Source organism: Psychrobacillus sp. INOP01, assembly GCF_018140925.1.
GTDB lineage: Bacteria > Bacillota > Bacilli > Bacillales_A > Planococcaceae > Psychrobacillus.
Genome location: NZ_CP073315.1, coordinates 397017 through 414762 on the forward strand (window position 1 = coordinate 397017; position 17746 = coordinate 414762).

The following is a 17746-nucleotide window of genomic DNA, read 5'->3' on the forward strand; positions in this document are numbered from 1 at the left end:
GCTTTTTCTTATTCATCTTCTTTTAATGCCTCATTAATAAGCAAGTTCCCAGTCTTCAAATCATAAAAGCGCAATAAATCTCCATTAATGATTTGATCGGAATAGCCAAGTTCCTGAGTAGCTCTATCTATATAAGGCTGACAGCTATCTACTTCTATTTGCAAACCGGTAGTATTATCATAGCAAGCATTACCAGCATATACAACTTTGTCAGTTACAAATCCACCGTCACGGAACACAACAAATTCTTCATGCTCTTCTGAGAACAAATCTGCTCCAAGCTGCATATCTTTAGATGTGTCAACGCCTAAGGCATGTAAAATCGTTGGACGCAAATCGATTTGACCAGATGTTTCAGTAATTTCTTTACCATCTCCACTATTTGGAATATGAACGAATAGTGGAACACGTTGAAGTTTCGCTGATTCATATGGAGTTATTTCTTTTTCTAAATATTGCTCCATTGCCTTATTGTGATTTTCAGAAATACCATAGTGATCTCCGTACATAACGATGATAGAGTTATCATATAATCCTTGTTCTTTTAGGTCCTCAAAAAATAGTTTCAATGCTTCATCCATATATCGAACAGATTGGAAATATCTATTGAGTGTATTAGAGTTGGAATTATACTCTGGTATAAGCTTATCTTCTTCATCCAAAGTAAAAGGATGATGATTTGTTAAGGTTATTAAACGAGAATAAAATGGCTGAGGCATATCTGCCATCAAATCGACTGATTGCTCTAGGAAAGGAATATCCTTCATACCCCAGTTAACAGCATCCTCTTCGTTCACTACAAAACTTTGTTCATCATAATACTTTTGAATGTCCAATGCTCTATACATAATATCTCGATTCCAGAAACTTTTGTTATTAGGATGCAAAACGTTTGTAAAATATCCTTCTTCATTTAAGCTTTCTGCCATCGAATGGAATGTGTTTCCACTATGCGTAAAGAATACCGCTCCTCCACCTAATGGATATAGAGAATTTTCTAGTAAAAACTCAGAGTCGGACGTTTTTCCTAACCCAGTTTGATGATAAAAATTAGAGAAATAATATGTGTCCTTATCTTGCGTTAGTGAATTTAAAAATGGAGTAACTTCATGACCATTCATATCATTATTAATAACGAAAGATTGTAAGGATTCCATCGAAACTACGATTAAATTACGATCCTTGGCAACACCAAACATGTTTTCATTAGCATCTACTTGGTTAGATCGAACATAGTTATTTACTTCTACTAACTCACTACCATCGGCAAGCGCTCTTTGAGCATGTGATTTAGATTGGATATATATATCATATAAATGATAGTTATACGGTCCAATATTTTTTACAAGCATCTCACGATCAAAGCTTCGTGTTAATAGTTGTGGTCGTTCAATTTCAGATAAACCTAAGTTTAAAAATAGAATTGCTGCAACCATTACAAAATAAGCTCTTCTTACAGCAGGCTTAACAAGCGTAACTTTGTCTCCAATTTTCAACCACTTTAATGCAATAATGATGATGGCAACATCTGTGAAATAGAAAATATCTGTTAAAAAGATACTTTCTGCTGCCGATGAACCCAAATCGCCAAAATTACTTGTTTGAAATAGCACCGGAATTGTAATGAAATCTGTGAAAAAACGGTAAAATACTGCATTAGCATATACAACAGCTGAAAGTATTATACTAGAAATTACTATATATCTATTTCTACCTTTAGGACTCTTAAAGAACAATGAAAGTCCGTAGATAAATAGTAAAAAACTAAGCGGATTTATAAAAAGTATCAGTTGTTGCATCAAATTTTCAATATCCATGTCAAAGCTGGTGTGGTAAACAATATAGGTTTTTATCCATGTTGCCACAACAGCAAGAATCAGAATAGAATGTGTTGGCCAATTTCTCTTCTTCATGCCTACACCCTCCCCTTTTTTACTCTTTAGTTAAATATGTTAAAAGTAACAGAACTTATCTTAATCCTTTCTTTACAATAAATCAATATAAAAGAATAAGGATTTTGATACAATTGTACAAGTCTTTCATACCATACCCTATATAAGACGGATTCAACCAGTAAAAAGTTTCATTTTTTTATAAAAACATAAAACGTCAGAGTAGAATCAACTCTGACGTGTTCTAAATTTTACTATTACTTTGTTCTTGTCTCAGTAACAAAATGGCTATTTGAAAGTCTTTTGCCTCAATCATTTGCATTTTATATAGCTCTCTTATTTCATCTTCCATTATTTCTAAATCTGCTAGTCGATCTTTCGTATATACATATATACCAAATCGTTTTAAAAGTTGCATAACGTCGTATACTGAATTCATACTATTCATCCTTCTCGCGAATCTGTTTGCACAAAAAAATTTCGTTCGGTGTAATGATTTTATCTACAGGTAAATCAAATACATCATATTCAACGTTTTTCACCACTTGAATATCAAATGCCAATGACAGTGTGTCTCCCTTAAAATTCGTTAAGAAACGGTCATAATAGCCTCCACCATATCCTATCCGGTATCCCGTTTCGCTATATACAATCCCAGGAACGACTAGTATATCAATCTCCTGAGGAATGATCGCTTTAGACGTAAGAGGATTAGGTTCAAGTAAGTGCATATAAACGCGTTCTAATTGGTCAAAATTTTGGATTTGGTAGAATATCATTGATCTATCCAAAGGTGAACATTTAGGAACAACAACATTTATTCCCATGCTCCATAATTGTTTTATTATACTCCATGTATCCACTTCAGGGAAGCTAGATATTGTTAATCCGATAGTGGAAGCGTCTAAAACTGCTATTTGTCGTAAAAACTTTTCTTCAATTTGTTTTGAGTAATTATTATATGTAACCTCATCTAAAGATGTTAACTGCTTTCTCATAGCGTTTCTCATAATTTTCTTTGTCATTGTTATACCTCCAAACAATAGAAAAAAACCAAAACCATACTAGGTTTTGGTTTAGGTTATTATTTAGTTTCTCTATGAAGAGTCATTTTCTTATCACGTGAGCAATACTTTTTAAGTTCAAGACGTTCTGGATTGTTACGCTTGTTTTTCTTAGAAATATAGTTGCGCTCTCCGCAATCTGTACAAGCTAATGTAATATTAACGCGCATGGTTGTCCCTCCCACTCTTTGTCAGGATTAAATATAAAACTTGAGCATGATTTATACGACTAACCAATTATAGCATATATCCAAATAAAATCTACTATTAATACAGGAAATTATTCAATTTTTTTTCGGATATGGTAGTATGAGTATAGGAATATAACAATAGAGGTGAATACTATGGACTTTTCCATCATTATAATGTTTATTGGAGTTGTATTAATAACAATTTCTTTTTTCTTCAAGGACTCCTCCAAAAAAATGGAGTCGGAATTAGAAGACCTATCGTTCACGGTTTATCAAGAAACGAACGCTATCAAGCGAAGACTTAAAGTAGTAGAGGAAGAACTACTTATCGAATCTTCAAAAGTCTCTATACCGGTTAAAAAACAAACGAAGCACGTCATCCATGATATTATAAAAAATCAAGTGCTGGAATTGCATAAACAAGGTTATTCGTTAAAAGAAATTAGTGACCGTTCCTCTTTAACCATTGATGAAATAAAATACGTAATTGGTGGTGGAAAGTGATGAATAAGACTATTCGGAATATAGGAATTGGCTTATTTCTTGCTGGAGCAGCATTTCAAATAGAAGGATTCGTCGTAAAAGAAGATATTACTTCTACAAGCGCAATAACTAAGGATGCTTATGATCAAGCTCAACAGGAACTTTCAGATGTAAAAAAACAACTAGCAGCGCTACAACTAGATTTGAATAATGCACAACAAGTCAAAACAAGTGCACCAGAAGAAACTATTGTAACCGAACCAACTTCTGAACATACTCCATCTGAAGCATCGATGACTCTCTCCATTCAAATAGGTATGACATCCTCGGAGATTAGTGCAAAATTAGAAGATGCTGGTATTATACTAAATAAAGTGGATTTGGATAATTATTTTTCTGATCAAGAATTAGCAGGACGCATTCAAGTAGGAAACTACGAGGTTAACTCCTCCATGTCTTTAAAACAAATTGCTGAAACTATCACTCGCTAAAAATGCGCACGGCGCCAATATAAGGTCAAAACCTATTTCTATCGTTTTCGAAGCGTTTAGGACAGTCTAGTCGCTATATTATTACCGTAATTTTTTTGAAAGGCTGGTCGTGACTGGGGTCACGACCAGCCTTTCTTTTTTCGGTAATCTATTGGCATTTATCTGTCCGTCGCCCTTCTACAACGTTTAGAAACAAGTTAGTTCGGTTTTTGATAACTAGAGAAAAGCTACTTTCCTTTTCCTTGTGTAAGCTCCAGAAGATACAATATCTGGAGCTATTTCGCTTCTTTATTGTGTAAACACTTACTATTTTCTTTATTTCCACTAGTAAAAGAAAATTGTTTGCCTTCGTCTATCATTTAATTACAGTATTTCTACTTCATCAGCGATTTCAAATTATTTTATCTCAACATTAACTTTGGCTCATCTTCTAATCTCAGCGATATGCTTTGCCAAATCTTCAAGTGGAGTACTGCCAGCTATTTGATTGGAGTGCAAGGTGGCTACTCCAGCAGGAACGGCGAGAAAGTCGAGACCCCGCGGAAAGCGTCCACCTGGGACGGAAATCAGCAGTAATATAGGCTCTACGGCTCTTAGAAGCTCCATGAATAGTAGATTTCACATGAAAAACGGTAGATACCTCAATTAGGTATCTACCGTTTTTCATTTACTATCATGTTTTAATTATTTAATTCGTAATGCTTACCTTTTAATAAATATAGAAGGCGTTCTGCAATATTTGTTGCATGATCTGCAGATCTCTCTAAATAACGTGACACAAATGATAATTGAGTTACCTGACTTAGATGGATAGGATTATTCACTCCTGTAGTGAGAAGTGTCCGAATAATATGCCCGTACATTTCATCCACTTCATCATCCAATTTAGCTATACTTTTAGCTTCCTCCATATTCTCGTTCGTAAATGCATCGAGAACCTGTTTAAGCATTTTAATTGTTTTGATGCGCATTTCTTCAAGCAAAATTATTGGCTCAATATGCTCATCTTTACCAATACGAATAGTTTCCTTTGCGATATTACAAGCATAATCACCAATTCGCTCCATATCTGCAGCAATTTTGACAAGCACCATTAATCTTCGTAAATCAGTTGCAACTGGTTGTTGTTTTGCTATTAACAAAATTACTCGATCATTCACTTCTTCTTCCATACGGTTAATATGTTCATCATTATCAAGTATGGCCAGTGCACCTTCAATATTTTTCTCAAAAAGATAACTCATAGAATTGTCTAATGTGTCAATAGCTGTATTACTTAACTCCAGTAACAAAGACTGAACCAATTTCAGATCTGCATCGAACTTCTCTCTTCCTACCATGTTAGAATAACCCCCTTCATCATCCAAAACGACCTGATATATAATCTTCTGTCCGTTTATCTTCAGGCGTTGAAAAAATAACATCTGTCGTATCGAATTCGACAACTTCCCCATTCAAGAAAAATGCTGTTTTATCCGAAATACGTGCAGCTTGTTGCATATTATGTGTCACGATAATGATTGAATAATCTTCTTTCAGCTCTTGTATTAATTCCTCTACTTTAAGTGTGGAAATTGGATCGAGTGCCGATGTCGGTTCATCCATTAAAATAACATCTGGTTCTATAGCAAGACATCTAGCTATACAAATACGTTGCTGCTGACCGCCAGATAAACTATAAGCATTCGTTGTTAAACGGTCTTTCACTTCATCCCATATAGCAGCTCCACGTAAACTTTTCTCAACGATCTCGTCTAAAACCTTTTTGTTTCTTATACCGTGTATTCTCGGACCATAAGCAATATTGTCATAAATAGACTTTGGAAATGGATTAGGCTTTTGGAAAACCATCCCCACTTTCGTACGTAGTTCCTCTACTCCGTAATTTGCATCAAAGATGTTTCGTTCACGATACAGAATTTCTCCCGATGTTTTAACTGTAGGTACTAATTCTACCATACGATTTAACGTTTTAATATAGGTTGACTTACCACAGCCAGATGGTCCGATTATAGCAGTAACTTCATTTTCTTTAATCTTTAAATCGATATTTTTAAGTGCGTGATGATTTCCATACCATAAGTTTAACTTTTGTGTATCGTATACAATACTAGATGCTTCCTTTTGACTTGCTGACCCTTTTTCTAACAATTGTACCATTTAAGTTCCTCCTAAAATTCATCGTGTTTAATAGCGTTTTTGGAATTTATTTCGGATAAAGATTGCAATTGAGTTCATAATTAGCAAGAAAATCATGAGCACAAGAATTCCCGCCGATGAAACGTATTGGAAGGCCTCTTGAGGTCTTTTCGCCCAATCATAAATTTGCATCGGTAGTGCAGTGAATTGGCTTAGTAAATTATCCGGTAGAAAGTGAACAATTACTGGAATACCAATTACTACTAAAGGTGCCGTCTCTCCTACTGCACGGGAAAGTGCTAAAATTGCGCCAGTTAAAATACCTGGTATAGCGGAGGGCAAAACAATATTAATAATGGTTTGCCACTTTGTCGCTCCCATACCATATGAAGCCTCACGCACATCTTGCGGGACAGCTCTTATTGCCTCTTGCGCCCCAACAATAATGACTGGTAGTATGAGCAAGCTCATTGTAAAGCCAGCAGCTAACACACTATTTCCGAGTGCCAAAGCCCGAACAAAAATCGTTAAACCTAATAAACCGAACACTACAGATGGAACACCTGCTAAGTTAGAAATATTCATTCTAATAAAATCATTTAATTTATTTTTTGTAGCATATTCTTCAAGATAAATAGCTGTCCCAACACCAAGAATAATAGATACTGGTGCAACTACACACATCAACCATATAGAACCAATTAATGCTGCTTTAATACCTGCTTTTTCAGGTATACGTGAGCCGAAGTTCTGGAAAAATTCAGGTGTTAAATAACCTACTCCCTGAGAGATGATACGGTAGAAAAGCACTCCCAAAACTAATAAGGCAAATAAAGTTGCAGCAAAAAATATCGTTTTGAAAACACGGTTTACAATTAATCGTTTGTTCATTTTCTTTACAACCGCTTCATGATTCACATATCTCATATCAATATTCCTCCCGATACTTTTTAGAAATAACGTGAGCAAGATAGTTCATTAACAGAGTAAAGAGGAATAAAGTAAATCCAACTGCATAGATCGAGTAATAAATTGTGGTTCCATAACCCGCATCACCAGATGAAACCTGAACAATATACGCAGTCATTGTTTGGATGGATTCTGTTACATTGAAATCGAACTTTGGTGTAGAGCCACCTGCTAGAGAAACAATCATTGTTTCACCAATTGCACGAGAAACTGCTAATACTATTGAAGCCGTAATTCCTGAAAGTGCTGCTGGTAAAACTACCTTCAACGCTACTTCTAATTTGGTTGAACCCATAGCTAAAGCACCTTCGCGTATCGAATTAGGAACGGAGGACATTGCATCTTCTGATAATGATGCAATCATTGGTAAGATCATAACTCCTACCACAATCCCAGGACTTAGTGCATTAAAGATTTTTAAATCCGGTATAAACTGTTGAAGCAAAGGCGTAACAAATGTTAGAGCAAAGAATCCATATACAATTGTAGGAACTCCCGCTAATACTTCTAAAATAGGTTTAATAATTCTTCTTGATTTATCAGAAGCATACTCACTTAAGAAAATTGCTGATGCAATCCCAAATGGTACAGCAACTATAACTGCAATAGCAGTTACCTTTAACGTACCCGCTATCAATGGGAGTATTCCAAATAATTGTTCTGAATTTGCAAAAGGATACCATTCTGTACCGAATAAAAAGTCTGTAACTTTTACTTCTTTAAAAAATATGAACGTTTCAACAATCAATGTTCCAACAATTCCAAATGTCGTTAGGACAGAGACAGAAGCTATCAATAATAGGATAATCGGAATCATCTTTTCTATTAATTTCTTCTGCTTTTTGCCACTCGATTTCTGGATAAGCTCTTGTACCGAAAGCTTTTGGGCACTATGCTTTTGACTCACGGTGAATCCCCCTTTTACCATAACGCAAGAAATGAGTAGCAGGAGCTACCCATTCCTTACATTTTCCGTTTACCTATATAGCAACTTATTTTAAACCTTCTAGAGTAGATAGACCCTTATCATACTCAGCATCTGCCAGACGAACATATCCTACTGCTTCAGCCATATCCCCTGCATTTTCTAAAGAATATTGCATGAAGTCATATAATGCAGCATTTTCAGCAAGCGCTTTGTTACTTACATAAGTGAATAATGGACGCGAAAGTGGTGAATATTCACCAGATTCAATCGTTTCGTTATTAGGCTCAACACCCTCAATTTTAACTGCTTTTAAAGTATCTTGGTTTGCCAAGTAGTAAGCATAACCAAAGAAACCAATTGCATTTTTATCCGCTTGGACACCCTGTACTAATACGTTATCATCCTCTGATAGCGTTGCAGATTTTACAAGATCTGCTTCATCAAGAATTACTTCATCAAAATAGTCATAAGTTCCGGAATCTGTACCAGGAGAGTAGAAGACAATTTCTTCTGCTGGCCAATCTGGATTAATGTCAGACCATTTTTTTGTCGTTCCATCTTCAATCCACATTTTCTTTAAATCTTCTACTGTTACATCTTCAACCCAGTCATTATCTTTGCTTACTACTACTGTTAAACCATCATTTGCAAGTTTAAATTCTGTAAAATCAATTCCTGCTGCTTCTAATTCTGCTTTCTCTTCGTCTTTAATAGGACGAGATGCATTTGAGAAATCTGTTGTACCAGCGATGAATTTTTCAAAACCTCCACCAGTTCCTGATACCCCAACAGTTACTTGAACTTTATCTTGTACTCCTGCATATTCTTCAACAAGTGCTTCCATAATTGGTGCTACTGTACTTGAACCATCACCGGAAACTTGTCCTTCTAGAACTGCTTCATCTTGAGTATCACCTGTTGCAGCTTCTTCTGTACCAGTTTCGTTCTCAACTTCGTCTGTAGTTGAATCATCTCCACAAGCTCCTAGAGCAAGTGCCGAACCAACCATTGTTGTCATCATAAAATACTTCCAGCTTTTCATCAGGTAAATCCCCCTATATGTTTTGTTTTCTTTTTCTTACAAGCTTTACTTTAAAGGTTGTATATTTAGTCTGTATGAATGGAGTGTAAAGCTTTTGTAAATAGAAATGGGAGTGAAGTTTGAAATTTTAGTGGAGTTTATGGAGTAATAATCATTTATATAGAAGAAAGTACAGATTTGTCCATAGAAGGACAATTGATATTTGAAGAAGAAGAAAAGTGCATCCACACTTTAAAGTCAAAACCTGTTTCTATTGTTTCCGAAGTGCTATGGACAGATTTTTGCTCTATTTTTAAAAGGCTGGTCGTGACTAAGGTCAAGACCAGCATTTCTTTTTTCAATAATCTTATAGCATTTATCTGTCCGTCGCTCTTCTTCAACTATAGGTCCAAGTTTAGTAATCCTTCTGGGAAGAAGGGCAGAAATTCTTCCTTACATATAAAAAAAACACCAGAAGATATAATTTCTGGCGCACCTATTTTTCTATATTGAATACACACTTACAATTACTTTGTATTTTCACTACGTAAAAATGATGAAAATTTCAGCAGAATTTTAAAAGAAAATAGCTTACTTAATTAATCAGCGACTTTAGGATGATTATTATGTTAAATTAATTCTTTCATCTAGCGAGATGCTTCGCTAATTCTTATGGTTGAGTACTACACCCTTTTTATATTGTAGTGAAGCGTTGAGACTCCAATCAGAAAGTAGAGCCCCAGCAGGGAGCGTAGCGAACAAGCAGGCTCGGCCTTACCAGCGGTCAGCGACCTCCTGTTTCTGCATCGCTGTGCTAGCTTCGAAACATGAAAGTGCGTTGAAACGGAAATCAGAAGTATTATTAAATAGAACTTATCCTTTAAAAAACTGGATATCTGAATCCAAGGCACAAAATTTTATACTTTCATAAATAAAAGGGAAGTGATCGACTCACTTCCCTTTTGTTCTCTATTATTAGCTTAATTATTCTGTTTCTTCTTCATCTATTTTTGCATTTGTGAATGCTGGTTTTATAAGAGAAGTAGAAGTGGAATCACTTACTGATGTTGCATTATTTTTTTGTTTGATTTCAAAATATTTATCGACAAGTCTACGCGCTATTGCCGTAGAATAATTTGTTTTATATGACGATTCCAATGAAGCATGTGGGATAACAAGTGCGTATGCTATCTCAGGATTATCATATGGGGCAAAACCAACATGAGTTAAGTTTACAGTACCAAATGTTCGCCATAATTCTGCATCAAAGTAGCTAGATTGAGCAGTTCCTGTTTTTCCTCCACCAGTAAATGGGGCATTTGAAAAAGCGCCTCTAGCCGTTCCTCTATCACCAAAATACACGAGTTTCATACCTTGACGAACACGTTCAATCTCCTCACGAGTGTTATCTACTGTGTTTAATATATTTGGAGTCATTTCTTTTACTACTTTACCTAGTTGGACACCATCCTCAGAAGGCTCTCTAATTTCCTTAACTACATGAGGTTGAATTCTACTACCACCATTAGCAAGAGTAGAAGCAAACTGAGCTAGTTGCAATGTAGTGTACGTATCAAACTGTCCAATACTTAAGTCTAATAGTTTACCATCTTCAAATCCACCAGTGCTCCCGTTCACTTCTCCAGGCAGATCTATTCCTGTTAATGCTCCGAGTCCAAGTTGAGCATATCCACTTCTCATTTTAAGAAAGGCATCTGTCCCAAAGTTAATAGACTGATTTGCTCGATAAGTACTGCCCGCAATTCCATAAGCTGTTTTAAACATATACACGTTTGAAGAACGCTCTAGTGCTTGTAAATCAGTCATCCGTATACTTCCGGATCGGTTAAATACAGAACTTTTTGGCTCCGACCCCTTTATACGGATTGGTTCATCTACTAGTGAGGTTCCGATTTCTAATACCCCTTCGCGATAACCTGTAAGTATTGTACCTGGTTTCACTGTGGACCCCACTTCATATGCATTAGTAAATGCACCAAATGCGTAGTCTTTGATTTCTTTTGCACCTGTATCTTCATTTTTCCCAATTCTTTTACCTACTAGTGAAAGTACTTCCCCAGTATATGGATCCATCATAATAAAATAAGCATTTTGCAAATATTGAGCACCATTGTTTTTACTCAATTTAAGTAGTTCTTCTGCTAGAATTTCTTCATGTGCTAATTGAATTTCACTATCCATTGTTAACACTAAATCTTTTCCTGGTTCTCCTTCATAAACTGTTTGAATATCGATAACTCTTCCTTTTCCATCAGTTATATTTTTGACAACACTTTTTTGACCTTGGAGTACTTCCTCATACTGTTGTTCAATATAACTTGTTCCTACACGATCATTTCGAGAATAGTCTCGAGATAGAAAATAATCTAATCGGTCTTTTGGAATACCTACTTTGGGTAATGTAGTTGAGCCTAATATAGCAAGTGAGGAAGTTTTTACTCTTCTCCAATCTGTTGTAGTATTTACTCCCTCTAAATCACCTAGTCTTTCAGAGACCCGTGCAAATTCTTCAACTGTAACTTCTTCTTTCACGTCATCCCCTTTAATAATCTGAGGAGATAATGCATATCCAGAAGCCATTTCTCTATAAATTGCAATGACTTCCAATTCATCTGCGGTAAAGGAATTCAGTTGTTCATCCGTAATTCTACTTCTAGTCAAACGGTCGATTGCTCTATTTTGCTCTTTTTTTTCTAATTCTTCATCTGCTTCTATTGCTTTACGCTCTTTATCTGTCACCAATTCAAGTGCTTCCTCTGGATATTTTGTTAACCAGAAATCCTGCAAATCACTCTTGGTAATACCGTTTGGTTTCTTTTCTATTAGAATACTTAATGTTTCTGCAATTTTATACATTTCTTTTGATTTCGTTGTTTGCATTTTTGTATACGTAATCGCTCGTTGAGGAAGATTATCAACCATTATTCGCCCTTCACTATCGAAAATTCGACCGCGGGGTACACTAGTATTTACCGGGACTTCTTCGGTACGAGCTAAAGCTCGCGTATAATCTTCTCCTTTTACTATTTGTAAATAGCCTAAGCGAAGAATAAGCATTGTAAAAAGTACAAATATCGAGAAAAACAGTATGTTCATACGAAAAGTAATATTTGCTCGTTGTTTAGCCTTCATACTTTGTGTACGTTTATTTGGAATTTTTCGCATGAGATCACCTTCTTTATTAAATAATTTCCTTAAGTATAGTGTAACATAAAAAGCACACACTTTTAGACGAAAAAGTGTGTGCTAAGTTTCAATTATTATGCAAATTATACTGCTAAACCAATATTATTATTTTGCAGCAGCAAAACGTTTTGATACTTCATCCCAATTTACTACATTCCAGAATGAACCGATGTAGTCAGGACGACGGTTTTGATAGTTTAGGTAGTAAGCATGCTCCCATACGTCTAAACCTAATAATGGAGTTTTACCTTCCATAATCGGTGAATCTTGGTTCGCTGTAGAAGAAACTTCTAATTCTCCATTAGCTACTGATAACCAAGCCCAACCTGATCCAAAGCGAGTTGTAGCTGCTTTAGCGAACTCTTCTTTAAATGCATCAAAGCTACCGAATTTAGCATCGATTGCTGTAGCTAATTCACCTGTTGGATTTCCGCCACCGTTTGGTGAAAGGATTTGCCAAAATAATGAGTGGTTAGCATGTCCGCCACCATTGTTGCGAACTGCCGTACGAATTGCTTCAGGAACAGCATCTAAATTTGCGATTAACTCTTCCACTGATTTGCCTTGTAAATCAGAATGATCTGCAAGCGCATTATTTACGTTTGTCACGTAAGTATTGTGGTGTTTAGTGTGATGAATATTCATCGTTTCTTTGTCGATATGTGGTTCTAGTGCATCATATGCGTAAGGTAATTCTGGTAATTCATATGCCATTATTGTTTCCTCCTAAAAAATATTTTAGAAAATTCTTTCCATGTATTAGCGTATCAAACTATGAACAATCGTTCAATTAAAATCGACTAAAATAATTATTATCATACTTTTGACTGAACTTATTCCGCATTAACGGGCAGTAATCACTTCCAATTTCAACGCCTTGTCCAAGAATTGAAGCGTATAGTTAAAATCAACTGCCCGTAAACGCTCGAATGGTTCAACCAACAATCAGTGTGGATGAAGATACTCCCCACTGATTGAAGTTTCACTTTATACGAAGAAAACAAACACAATGAGCATAATGACTAAAATAATAATTTTTACTACAGATGAAGTTAAAAAACCAATTAAAGAACCTACACCTGACTTAATTGCTTGTTTTAAACCAAGGCGCGTAACGATTAATTCTGCAATAACGGCCCCTATAAATGGTCCTATTAAAATACCTGCTACAGGAATAACAAATGGACCAAAAAGCAGTCCAATTGTACTTCCCCAAACCCCAGCTTTAGTGCCACCGAACTTTTTCACACCAAAAGCATTTGCCGCCATATCTGCACTAAACAATAATACAACAAACAAAATTTGAATTACCCAAAACAGCCATGTTAGCTCTGTAAAGGAAAAAAACAACCCATATACCACATATCCCAAAAGCATAAACACTACTGATGGAATTATTGGATAGAACGTTCCGACAAAGGCGACGATGAAACATATAACGATTAATATCCAACCGATAATTTCTATCATATTCTTTTACCTAAAACTGCTTCTGCAATATTAGAAGCGTGATCACCTATACGCTCAAGGTTGCTCAAAATATCTACAAACATAATTCCCGCTTGACCAGAGCAATGTCCTTCGTTTACGCGAAGTATGTGATTTTTTCTAAACTGACGTTCCATTTTATCAATTACATTTTCTTGCTCCGACACGTTTTGCGCTAATTCAACATTGTTCGTATCTAATGCTTCCAATGCTTTCGAAACTGTTGTTATTGTAAGCTCAAACATTTCTGAAACATCTTTTATAGCATCTTCTGTAAGAATTAAACGATTCACTTCTCTATATTCGATTAATTCAATAATATTTTCAAAGTGATCCCCAATTCTTTCTACATCTCGTACCGTATCCATTAAGATATTATGTCGAGCAGAATCTTGTGCTGATAAAGACTGAGAAGATATCTGTACGAGATAATCTGTAATTTTCTGATCTAAATTATTCAAAGCATCTTCTATTTGATAGCCTAAGGCTGCTTCTTTTTTGTTATTCGTTCTTAAATAAGAATAAGTTGTTTCTAGTCCTTGAACACTTAGAGCACCCATACGCAATATTTCTTCTTTTGCCTGTCCAATTGCAATGGATGGTGATTGTTCAATAAAGTGAACGTCTAAATGTTTTGGTTTATATTCAATTGAGACATCTTCTCCTGGAATAAGTTTTGTAACAAGATAAGCCCATGCACCAATAAGCGGGAATTGTATCATCGTATTAGCTACATTAAAAGATCCGTGGGCAAATGCTATTTGCATTTTACTTTCCAAATCAAGCACTCCAGATATCCACTGTATATACATTGTAAAAGGCGTCAACAAAATTAAAAATATTATACTACCGACGACGTTAAATAGTACATGTGTAGCTGCTGCGCGTTTGGCTGCAACTGAAGCACCTAAAGAAGCAAGTATCGCTGTAATAGTTGTACCAATATTATCTCCGAATAGAACTGGCAGAGAGCCTGATAATGAAAGAAGGTTTTCTGCATAAAGTCCTTGTAAAATTGCAACAGTTGCACTCGAACTTTGAACGATTAATGTAAAAATTGTTCCTGCAAATACTCCAAGAATAGGGCTATCACTCATACTAAGTGTAAAGTCAGTGAAAGCAGTCATTTCTCTTAGAGGCTTCATCCCATCGCTCATCAGTTCGAGTCCAAGGAACAACCCACCAAAACCAAAAATAACTTCTCCTAAATTTTGAATTTTGTTTTTCTTAAAGAAGAACAAAAGAAATGCCCCAACAGCCATTATAGGTAAAGCATATCCACCAACATCGAAGCCGATGATAAAAGCAGTTACAGTTGTACCGATATTGGCACCCATAATTACTCCAATTGCTTGTCTTAGCTTCATAAATCCTGCGCTAACTAACCCAACTGTTATAACCGTCGTACCCGAGCTAGACTGAATAAGAACAGTAACGATAATACCGACTAAAACACCCATAAAAGGATTGGTTGTGTACTTATCTAAAATGTCACGAAGTCTATCCCCCGCAGCTTTTTGAAGACCATCACCCATAAATTTAATGGCGAATAAGAAAATACCCAATCCACCAAAAAATTGAAAGAGCATTTCTTGCCAATTTAATTCCACTTAATACTCAACTCCCGTTTTCGACAATTTTCACATACATACCTATTATTCATTAATAATGAAGGTATTGTAAATAGATTCAAATATTATTTACAATTTCTTAACAAAGTAATTTCTACTTTTTGTTTTCCGTATCTTTGATGTTAGAATATAAGTGAAAGGGTGACATCATTTGAGTTTATTACAACTGTTCAAATCTAGCTTATATAGTTCCAAAAAAATGGCTGCATTTCGACTTATTCCGATTGGGAAAGTAATGCAATATATATTTATTTATATATTAATCATGTCCATTATCTCTTTTGTTTATTTTCTTAACGGAATTTCTGACCAACAACAATCGATGGAAGGATTACTTGAGTACTTTTCTCAGATTCAATGGCTCTTATATCCATTCTCCTTTATATTCTTATTTGTATTGAATACTTTATTTATTTTTGTTCGTATTAGTATATTTGCATACATAGGGAGTATCATCCTTCACATTAGAAAAAGAAAAGGTGATTATCGTCATATTTGGAGAACGGCTTTATTTGCAAATACGATTCCGATGTTGCTATCTATCATTTTTGCTATACTACAACTTTCTAATAACTATATTCAACTCGTAATCTATACTATAAGTTTAGTAATTATCATTTCAGCAACTAAATACTATCCAGTTAAAAGATAATACATAGTACCCCTTTACCCTGCATAGAGTAGGTAGAGGGGGTTTTAATATGAAAATATTCGTAGCAACTATTCTATTACTCATTTCTTTTTATATCGTAAAAGTAGATTTAATCGAGGGAACCATCCCACTTGCCTACTCTTCTCAGCCAGTTGAATGTGAAAAAAAATTAGATTATATAACAGTAGAAATTGTCGCGGGAGATACACTACATTCCTTATTTTCTCTATATCCTTCTAATGAATCTATCACTTTCACAGAGAGACTAACTGACTTTTATAATCTAAATCCGCATTTTATAAATCAGTCCTTCAAAGTAGGAGAAAATGTATTGTTACCTGTTTATGCACTGTCTGCGGAATGTAAATAATGTAAAGTAGAGCTTTCTTTCTTGTCATTTCATTCAAAAGACTGATAAAATGATGGATAGTGATGGCATATGCCTCAAGAAGGAGAGAATTTCATGAGTGGAATAATTCATCGTTCCAAAACTCGTCCAGTGCGAGTTGGAAACTTAACAATAGGTGGAAGCAATGAGCTATTTATACAAAGTATGACAACAACAAAAACACATGACGTAGAAGCAACAGTTGCTGAAATCCTACGATTAGAGGAAGCCGGCTGTCAAATCGTACGTGTCGCATGTCCAGATGAACGCGCAGCATATTCTATCGGAGAAATAAAAAAACGTATTAATATCCCTTTAGTAGTGGATATACACTTTGACTATAAGTTAGCGCTAATTGCGATTGAGCAAGGTGCTGATAAAATACGTATTAACCCAGGTAATATTGGGCGTAAAGAAAAAGTAGAAGCGGTTGTTAATGCAGCTAAAGCAAAAGGGATTCCAATTCGAATTGGGGTAAACGCTGGTTCCCTAGAAAGAAAGATTTTAGAAAAATACGGTTACCCTACAGCTGATGGAATGGTAGAAAGTGCGTTACATCATATTAAAATTCTAGAAGACTTAGACTTTCATGACATCATCGTTTCTATGAAAGCATCGGATGTAACACTTGCTGTTGAAGCTTACCGTAAAGCATCAGAAGCATTTGACTACCCTCTGCATTTAGGAATTACTGAGTCTGGAACACTTTTCTCAGGTTCTATCAAAAGTGCTGCTGGATTAGGAACACTGTTAAGTATGGGAATCGGTAACACGATGCGTGTGTCCTTAAGTGCAGACCCAGTAGAAGAAATTAAAGTTGCTCGCGAATTACTAAAAGTTTTTGGATTATCTTCTAATGCAGCTACTTTAATCTCTTGTCCTACATGCGGGCGCATTGAAATTGACCTAATAAAAATTGCAAATGAAGTGGAAGAATACATCTCAAAAATTAAAGCACCTATTAAAGTTGCAGTACTTGGATGCGCAGTTAACGGTCCTGGTGAGGCTCGTGAAGCTGATATAGGGATCGCAGGCGCACGTGGAGAAGGTCTGTTATTCATGAAGGGCAAAACAGTTCGTAAAGTACCTGAAGAAACAATGGTAGAGGAACTAAAAGTTGAAATAGATAAGATTGCTGCAGAATATTTTGCAAATAAAGAACTAGAAGAACAGCAAGATCAAGAAAAACAACAAGCGTAAGG

18 protein-coding genes are annotated in these 17746 nt (G+C 35.5%); 5 read left to right on the top strand and 13 right to left on the bottom strand.

What is annotated here, in order from left to right; all coding sequences use genetic code 11:
- Positions 1-8 precede the first annotated feature (8 nt).
- The 4 genes from KD050_RS02060 to rpmG form a co-directional block, all read right to left on the bottom strand.
- The gene (locus KD050_RS02060; RefSeq protein ID WP_211894619.1) at positions 9-1913 is read right to left on the bottom strand and encodes an LTA synthase family protein; all 1905 of its coding nucleotides are present in this window, start codon (positions 1911-1913) and stop codon (positions 9-11) included.
- Positions 1914-2136: 223 nt separating this feature from the next.
- Positions 2137-2331 (bottom strand): YqgQ family protein, encoded by a 195-nt coding sequence (locus KD050_RS02065; protein WP_211894620.1) that lies wholly within the window; start codon positions 2329-2331, stop codon positions 2137-2139.
- A gap of 1 nt (position 2332) precedes the next feature.
- Positions 2333-2917 (bottom strand): 5-formyltetrahydrofolate cyclo-ligase, encoded by a 585-nt coding sequence (locus KD050_RS02070; protein ID WP_211894621.1) that lies wholly within the window; start codon positions 2915-2917, stop codon positions 2333-2335.
- Positions 2918-2976: 59 nt separating this feature from the next.
- A complete protein-coding gene (gene rpmG / locus KD050_RS02075; RefSeq protein WP_090563747.1) occupies positions 2977-3126 on the bottom strand; it encodes a 50S ribosomal protein L33 in 150 nt (49 codons plus the stop codon).
- 174 nt (positions 3127-3300) lie between these two features.
- Between rpmG and KD050_RS02080 the strand changes: the two genes are divergently transcribed.
- Both KD050_RS02080 and KD050_RS02085 read left to right on the top strand, forming a co-directional pair.
- On the top strand, positions 3301-3651 hold the full coding sequence (locus tag KD050_RS02080; protein ID WP_211894623.1) for a hypothetical protein: 351 nt from the start codon (positions 3301-3303) through the stop codon (positions 3649-3651).
- The gene (locus KD050_RS02085) at positions 3651-4121 is read left to right on the top strand and encodes an MltG/YceG/YrrL family protein (RefSeq protein WP_211894624.1); all 471 of its coding nucleotides are present in this window, start codon (positions 3651-3653) and stop codon (positions 4119-4121) included. Before KD050_RS02080 ends, KD050_RS02085 begins: the two co-directional genes overlap by 1 nt.
- A 680-nt stretch (positions 4122-4801) precedes the next feature.
- Here the strand turns inward: KD050_RS02085 and phoU are convergent.
- The 9 genes from phoU to KD050_RS02130 all read right to left on the bottom strand — a co-directional run bounded on the left by phoU (position 4802) and on the right by KD050_RS02130 (position 15483).
- Entirely contained in the window at positions 4802-5461 is a 660-nt protein-coding gene (gene phoU, locus KD050_RS02090) for a phosphate signaling complex protein PhoU (protein WP_211894626.1), read from the bottom strand.
- Positions 5462-5480: 19 nt separating this feature from the next.
- On the bottom strand, positions 5481-6281 hold the full coding sequence (gene pstB / locus KD050_RS02095) for a phosphate ABC transporter ATP-binding protein PstB (protein WP_211894627.1): 801 nt from the start codon (positions 6279-6281) through the stop codon (positions 5481-5483).
- Between the two features lie 27 nt (positions 6282-6308).
- The gene (pstA, locus tag KD050_RS02100) at positions 6309-7187 is read right to left on the bottom strand and encodes a phosphate ABC transporter permease PstA (RefSeq protein ID WP_211894628.1); all 879 of its coding nucleotides are present in this window, start codon (positions 7185-7187) and stop codon (positions 6309-6311) included.
- 1 nt (position 7188) lies between these two features.
- Positions 7189-8157: a phosphate ABC transporter permease subunit PstC gene (gene pstC / locus KD050_RS02105; RefSeq protein ID WP_211894629.1), complete on the bottom strand. Its 969-nt coding sequence runs from the start codon at positions 8155-8157 to the stop codon at positions 7189-7191.
- A 64-nt stretch (positions 8158-8221) separates the two neighbouring features.
- A complete protein-coding gene (locus KD050_RS02110) occupies positions 8222-9199 on the bottom strand; it encodes a PstS family phosphate ABC transporter substrate-binding protein (RefSeq protein WP_211894631.1) in 978 nt (325 codons plus the stop codon).
- A gap of 963 nt (positions 9200-10162) precedes the next feature.
- Complete coding sequence (locus KD050_RS02115) at positions 10163-12364, bottom strand: peptidoglycan D,D-transpeptidase FtsI family protein (protein WP_211894632.1); 2202 nt, start codon at positions 12362-12364, stop codon at positions 10163-10165.
- Between the two features lie 126 nt (positions 12365-12490).
- Positions 12491-13099 carry a superoxide dismutase gene (locus KD050_RS02120; protein ID WP_211894634.1) on the bottom strand — a complete coding sequence of 203 codons (609 nt, stop codon included), beginning with the start codon at positions 13097-13099 and terminating at the stop codon, positions 12491-12493.
- 273 nt (positions 13100-13372) lie between these two features.
- Positions 13373-13852 carry a DUF456 domain-containing protein gene (locus KD050_RS02125; RefSeq protein WP_211896175.1) on the bottom strand — a complete coding sequence of 160 codons (480 nt, stop codon included), beginning with the start codon at positions 13850-13852 and terminating at the stop codon, positions 13373-13375.
- The gene (locus KD050_RS02130) at positions 13852-15483 is read right to left on the bottom strand and encodes a Na/Pi cotransporter family protein (protein WP_235753903.1); all 1632 of its coding nucleotides are present in this window, start codon (positions 15481-15483) and stop codon (positions 13852-13854) included. The genes KD050_RS02125 and KD050_RS02130 overlap by 1 nt, the downstream gene beginning before the upstream one ends.
- A gap of 172 nt (positions 15484-15655) precedes the next feature.
- On the opposite strand from KD050_RS02130, the gene KD050_RS02135 reads away from it, so the two are divergent.
- The 3 genes from KD050_RS02135 to ispG all read left to right on the top strand — a co-directional run bounded on the left by KD050_RS02135 (position 15656) and on the right by ispG (position 17744).
- Positions 15656-16156: a DUF1189 family protein gene (locus tag KD050_RS02135; protein ID WP_211894635.1), complete on the top strand. Its 501-nt coding sequence runs from the start codon at positions 15656-15658 to the stop codon at positions 16154-16156.
- Between the two features lie 49 nt (positions 16157-16205).
- Positions 16206-16526, top strand: a complete 321-nt coding sequence (locus KD050_RS02140) for a hypothetical protein (RefSeq protein ID WP_211894636.1) — start codon at positions 16206-16208, stop codon at positions 16524-16526.
- A 93-nt stretch (positions 16527-16619) separates the two neighbouring features.
- Complete coding sequence (gene ispG / locus KD050_RS02145; RefSeq protein WP_305080234.1) at positions 16620-17744, top strand: flavodoxin-dependent (E)-4-hydroxy-3-methylbut-2-enyl-diphosphate synthase; 1125 nt, start codon at positions 16620-16622, stop codon at positions 17742-17744.
- Positions 17745-17746 lie beyond the last annotated feature (2 nt).

Coding starts and splice junctions, on each gene's coding strand:
- KD050_RS02110 (WP_211894631.1), bottom strand. CDS start 9,199: ATGAAAAGCTGGAAGTATTTTATGATGACAACAATGGTTGGTTCGGCA.
- KD050_RS02065 (WP_211894620.1), bottom strand. CDS start 2,331: ATGAATTCAGTATACGACGTTATGCAACTTTTAAAACGATTTGGTATA.
- KD050_RS02080 (WP_211894623.1), top strand. CDS start 3,301: ATGGACTTTTCCATCATTATAATGTTTATTGGAGTTGTATTAATAACA.
- KD050_RS02140 (WP_211894636.1), top strand. CDS start 16,206: ATGAAAATATTCGTAGCAACTATTCTATTACTCATTTCTTTTTATATC.
- ispG (WP_305080234.1), top strand. CDS start 16,620: ATGAGTGGAATAATTCATCGTTCCAAAACTCGTCCAGTGCGAGTTGGA.
- pstA (WP_211894628.1), bottom strand. CDS start 7,187: ATGAGATATGTGAATCATGAAGCGGTTGTAAAGAAAATGAACAAACGA.
- pstB (WP_211894627.1), bottom strand. CDS start 6,281: ATGGTACAATTGTTAGAAAAAGGGTCAGCAAGTCAAAAGGAAGCATCT.
- KD050_RS02085 (WP_211894624.1), top strand. CDS start 3,651: ATGAATAAGACTATTCGGAATATAGGAATTGGCTTATTTCTTGCTGGA.
- phoU (WP_211894626.1), bottom strand. CDS start 5,461: ATGGTAGGAAGAGAGAAGTTCGATGCAGATCTGAAATTGGTTCAGTCT.
- KD050_RS02115 (WP_211894632.1), bottom strand. CDS start 12,364: ATGCGAAAAATTCCAAATAAACGTACACAAAGTATGAAGGCTAAACAA.
- KD050_RS02060 (WP_211894619.1), bottom strand. CDS start 1,913: ATGAAGAAGAGAAATTGGCCAACACATTCTATTCTGATTCTTGCTGTT.
- KD050_RS02070 (WP_211894621.1), bottom strand. CDS start 2,917: ATGACAAAGAAAATTATGAGAAACGCTATGAGAAAGCAGTTAACATCT.
- pstC (WP_211894629.1), bottom strand. CDS start 8,157: ATGGTAAAAGGGGGATTCACCGTGAGTCAAAAGCATAGTGCCCAAAAG.
- rpmG (WP_090563747.1), bottom strand. CDS start 3,126: ATGCGCGTTAATATTACATTAGCTTGTACAGATTGCGGAGAGCGCAAC.
- KD050_RS02120 (WP_211894634.1), bottom strand. CDS start 13,099: ATGGCATATGAATTACCAGAATTACCTTACGCATATGATGCACTAGAA.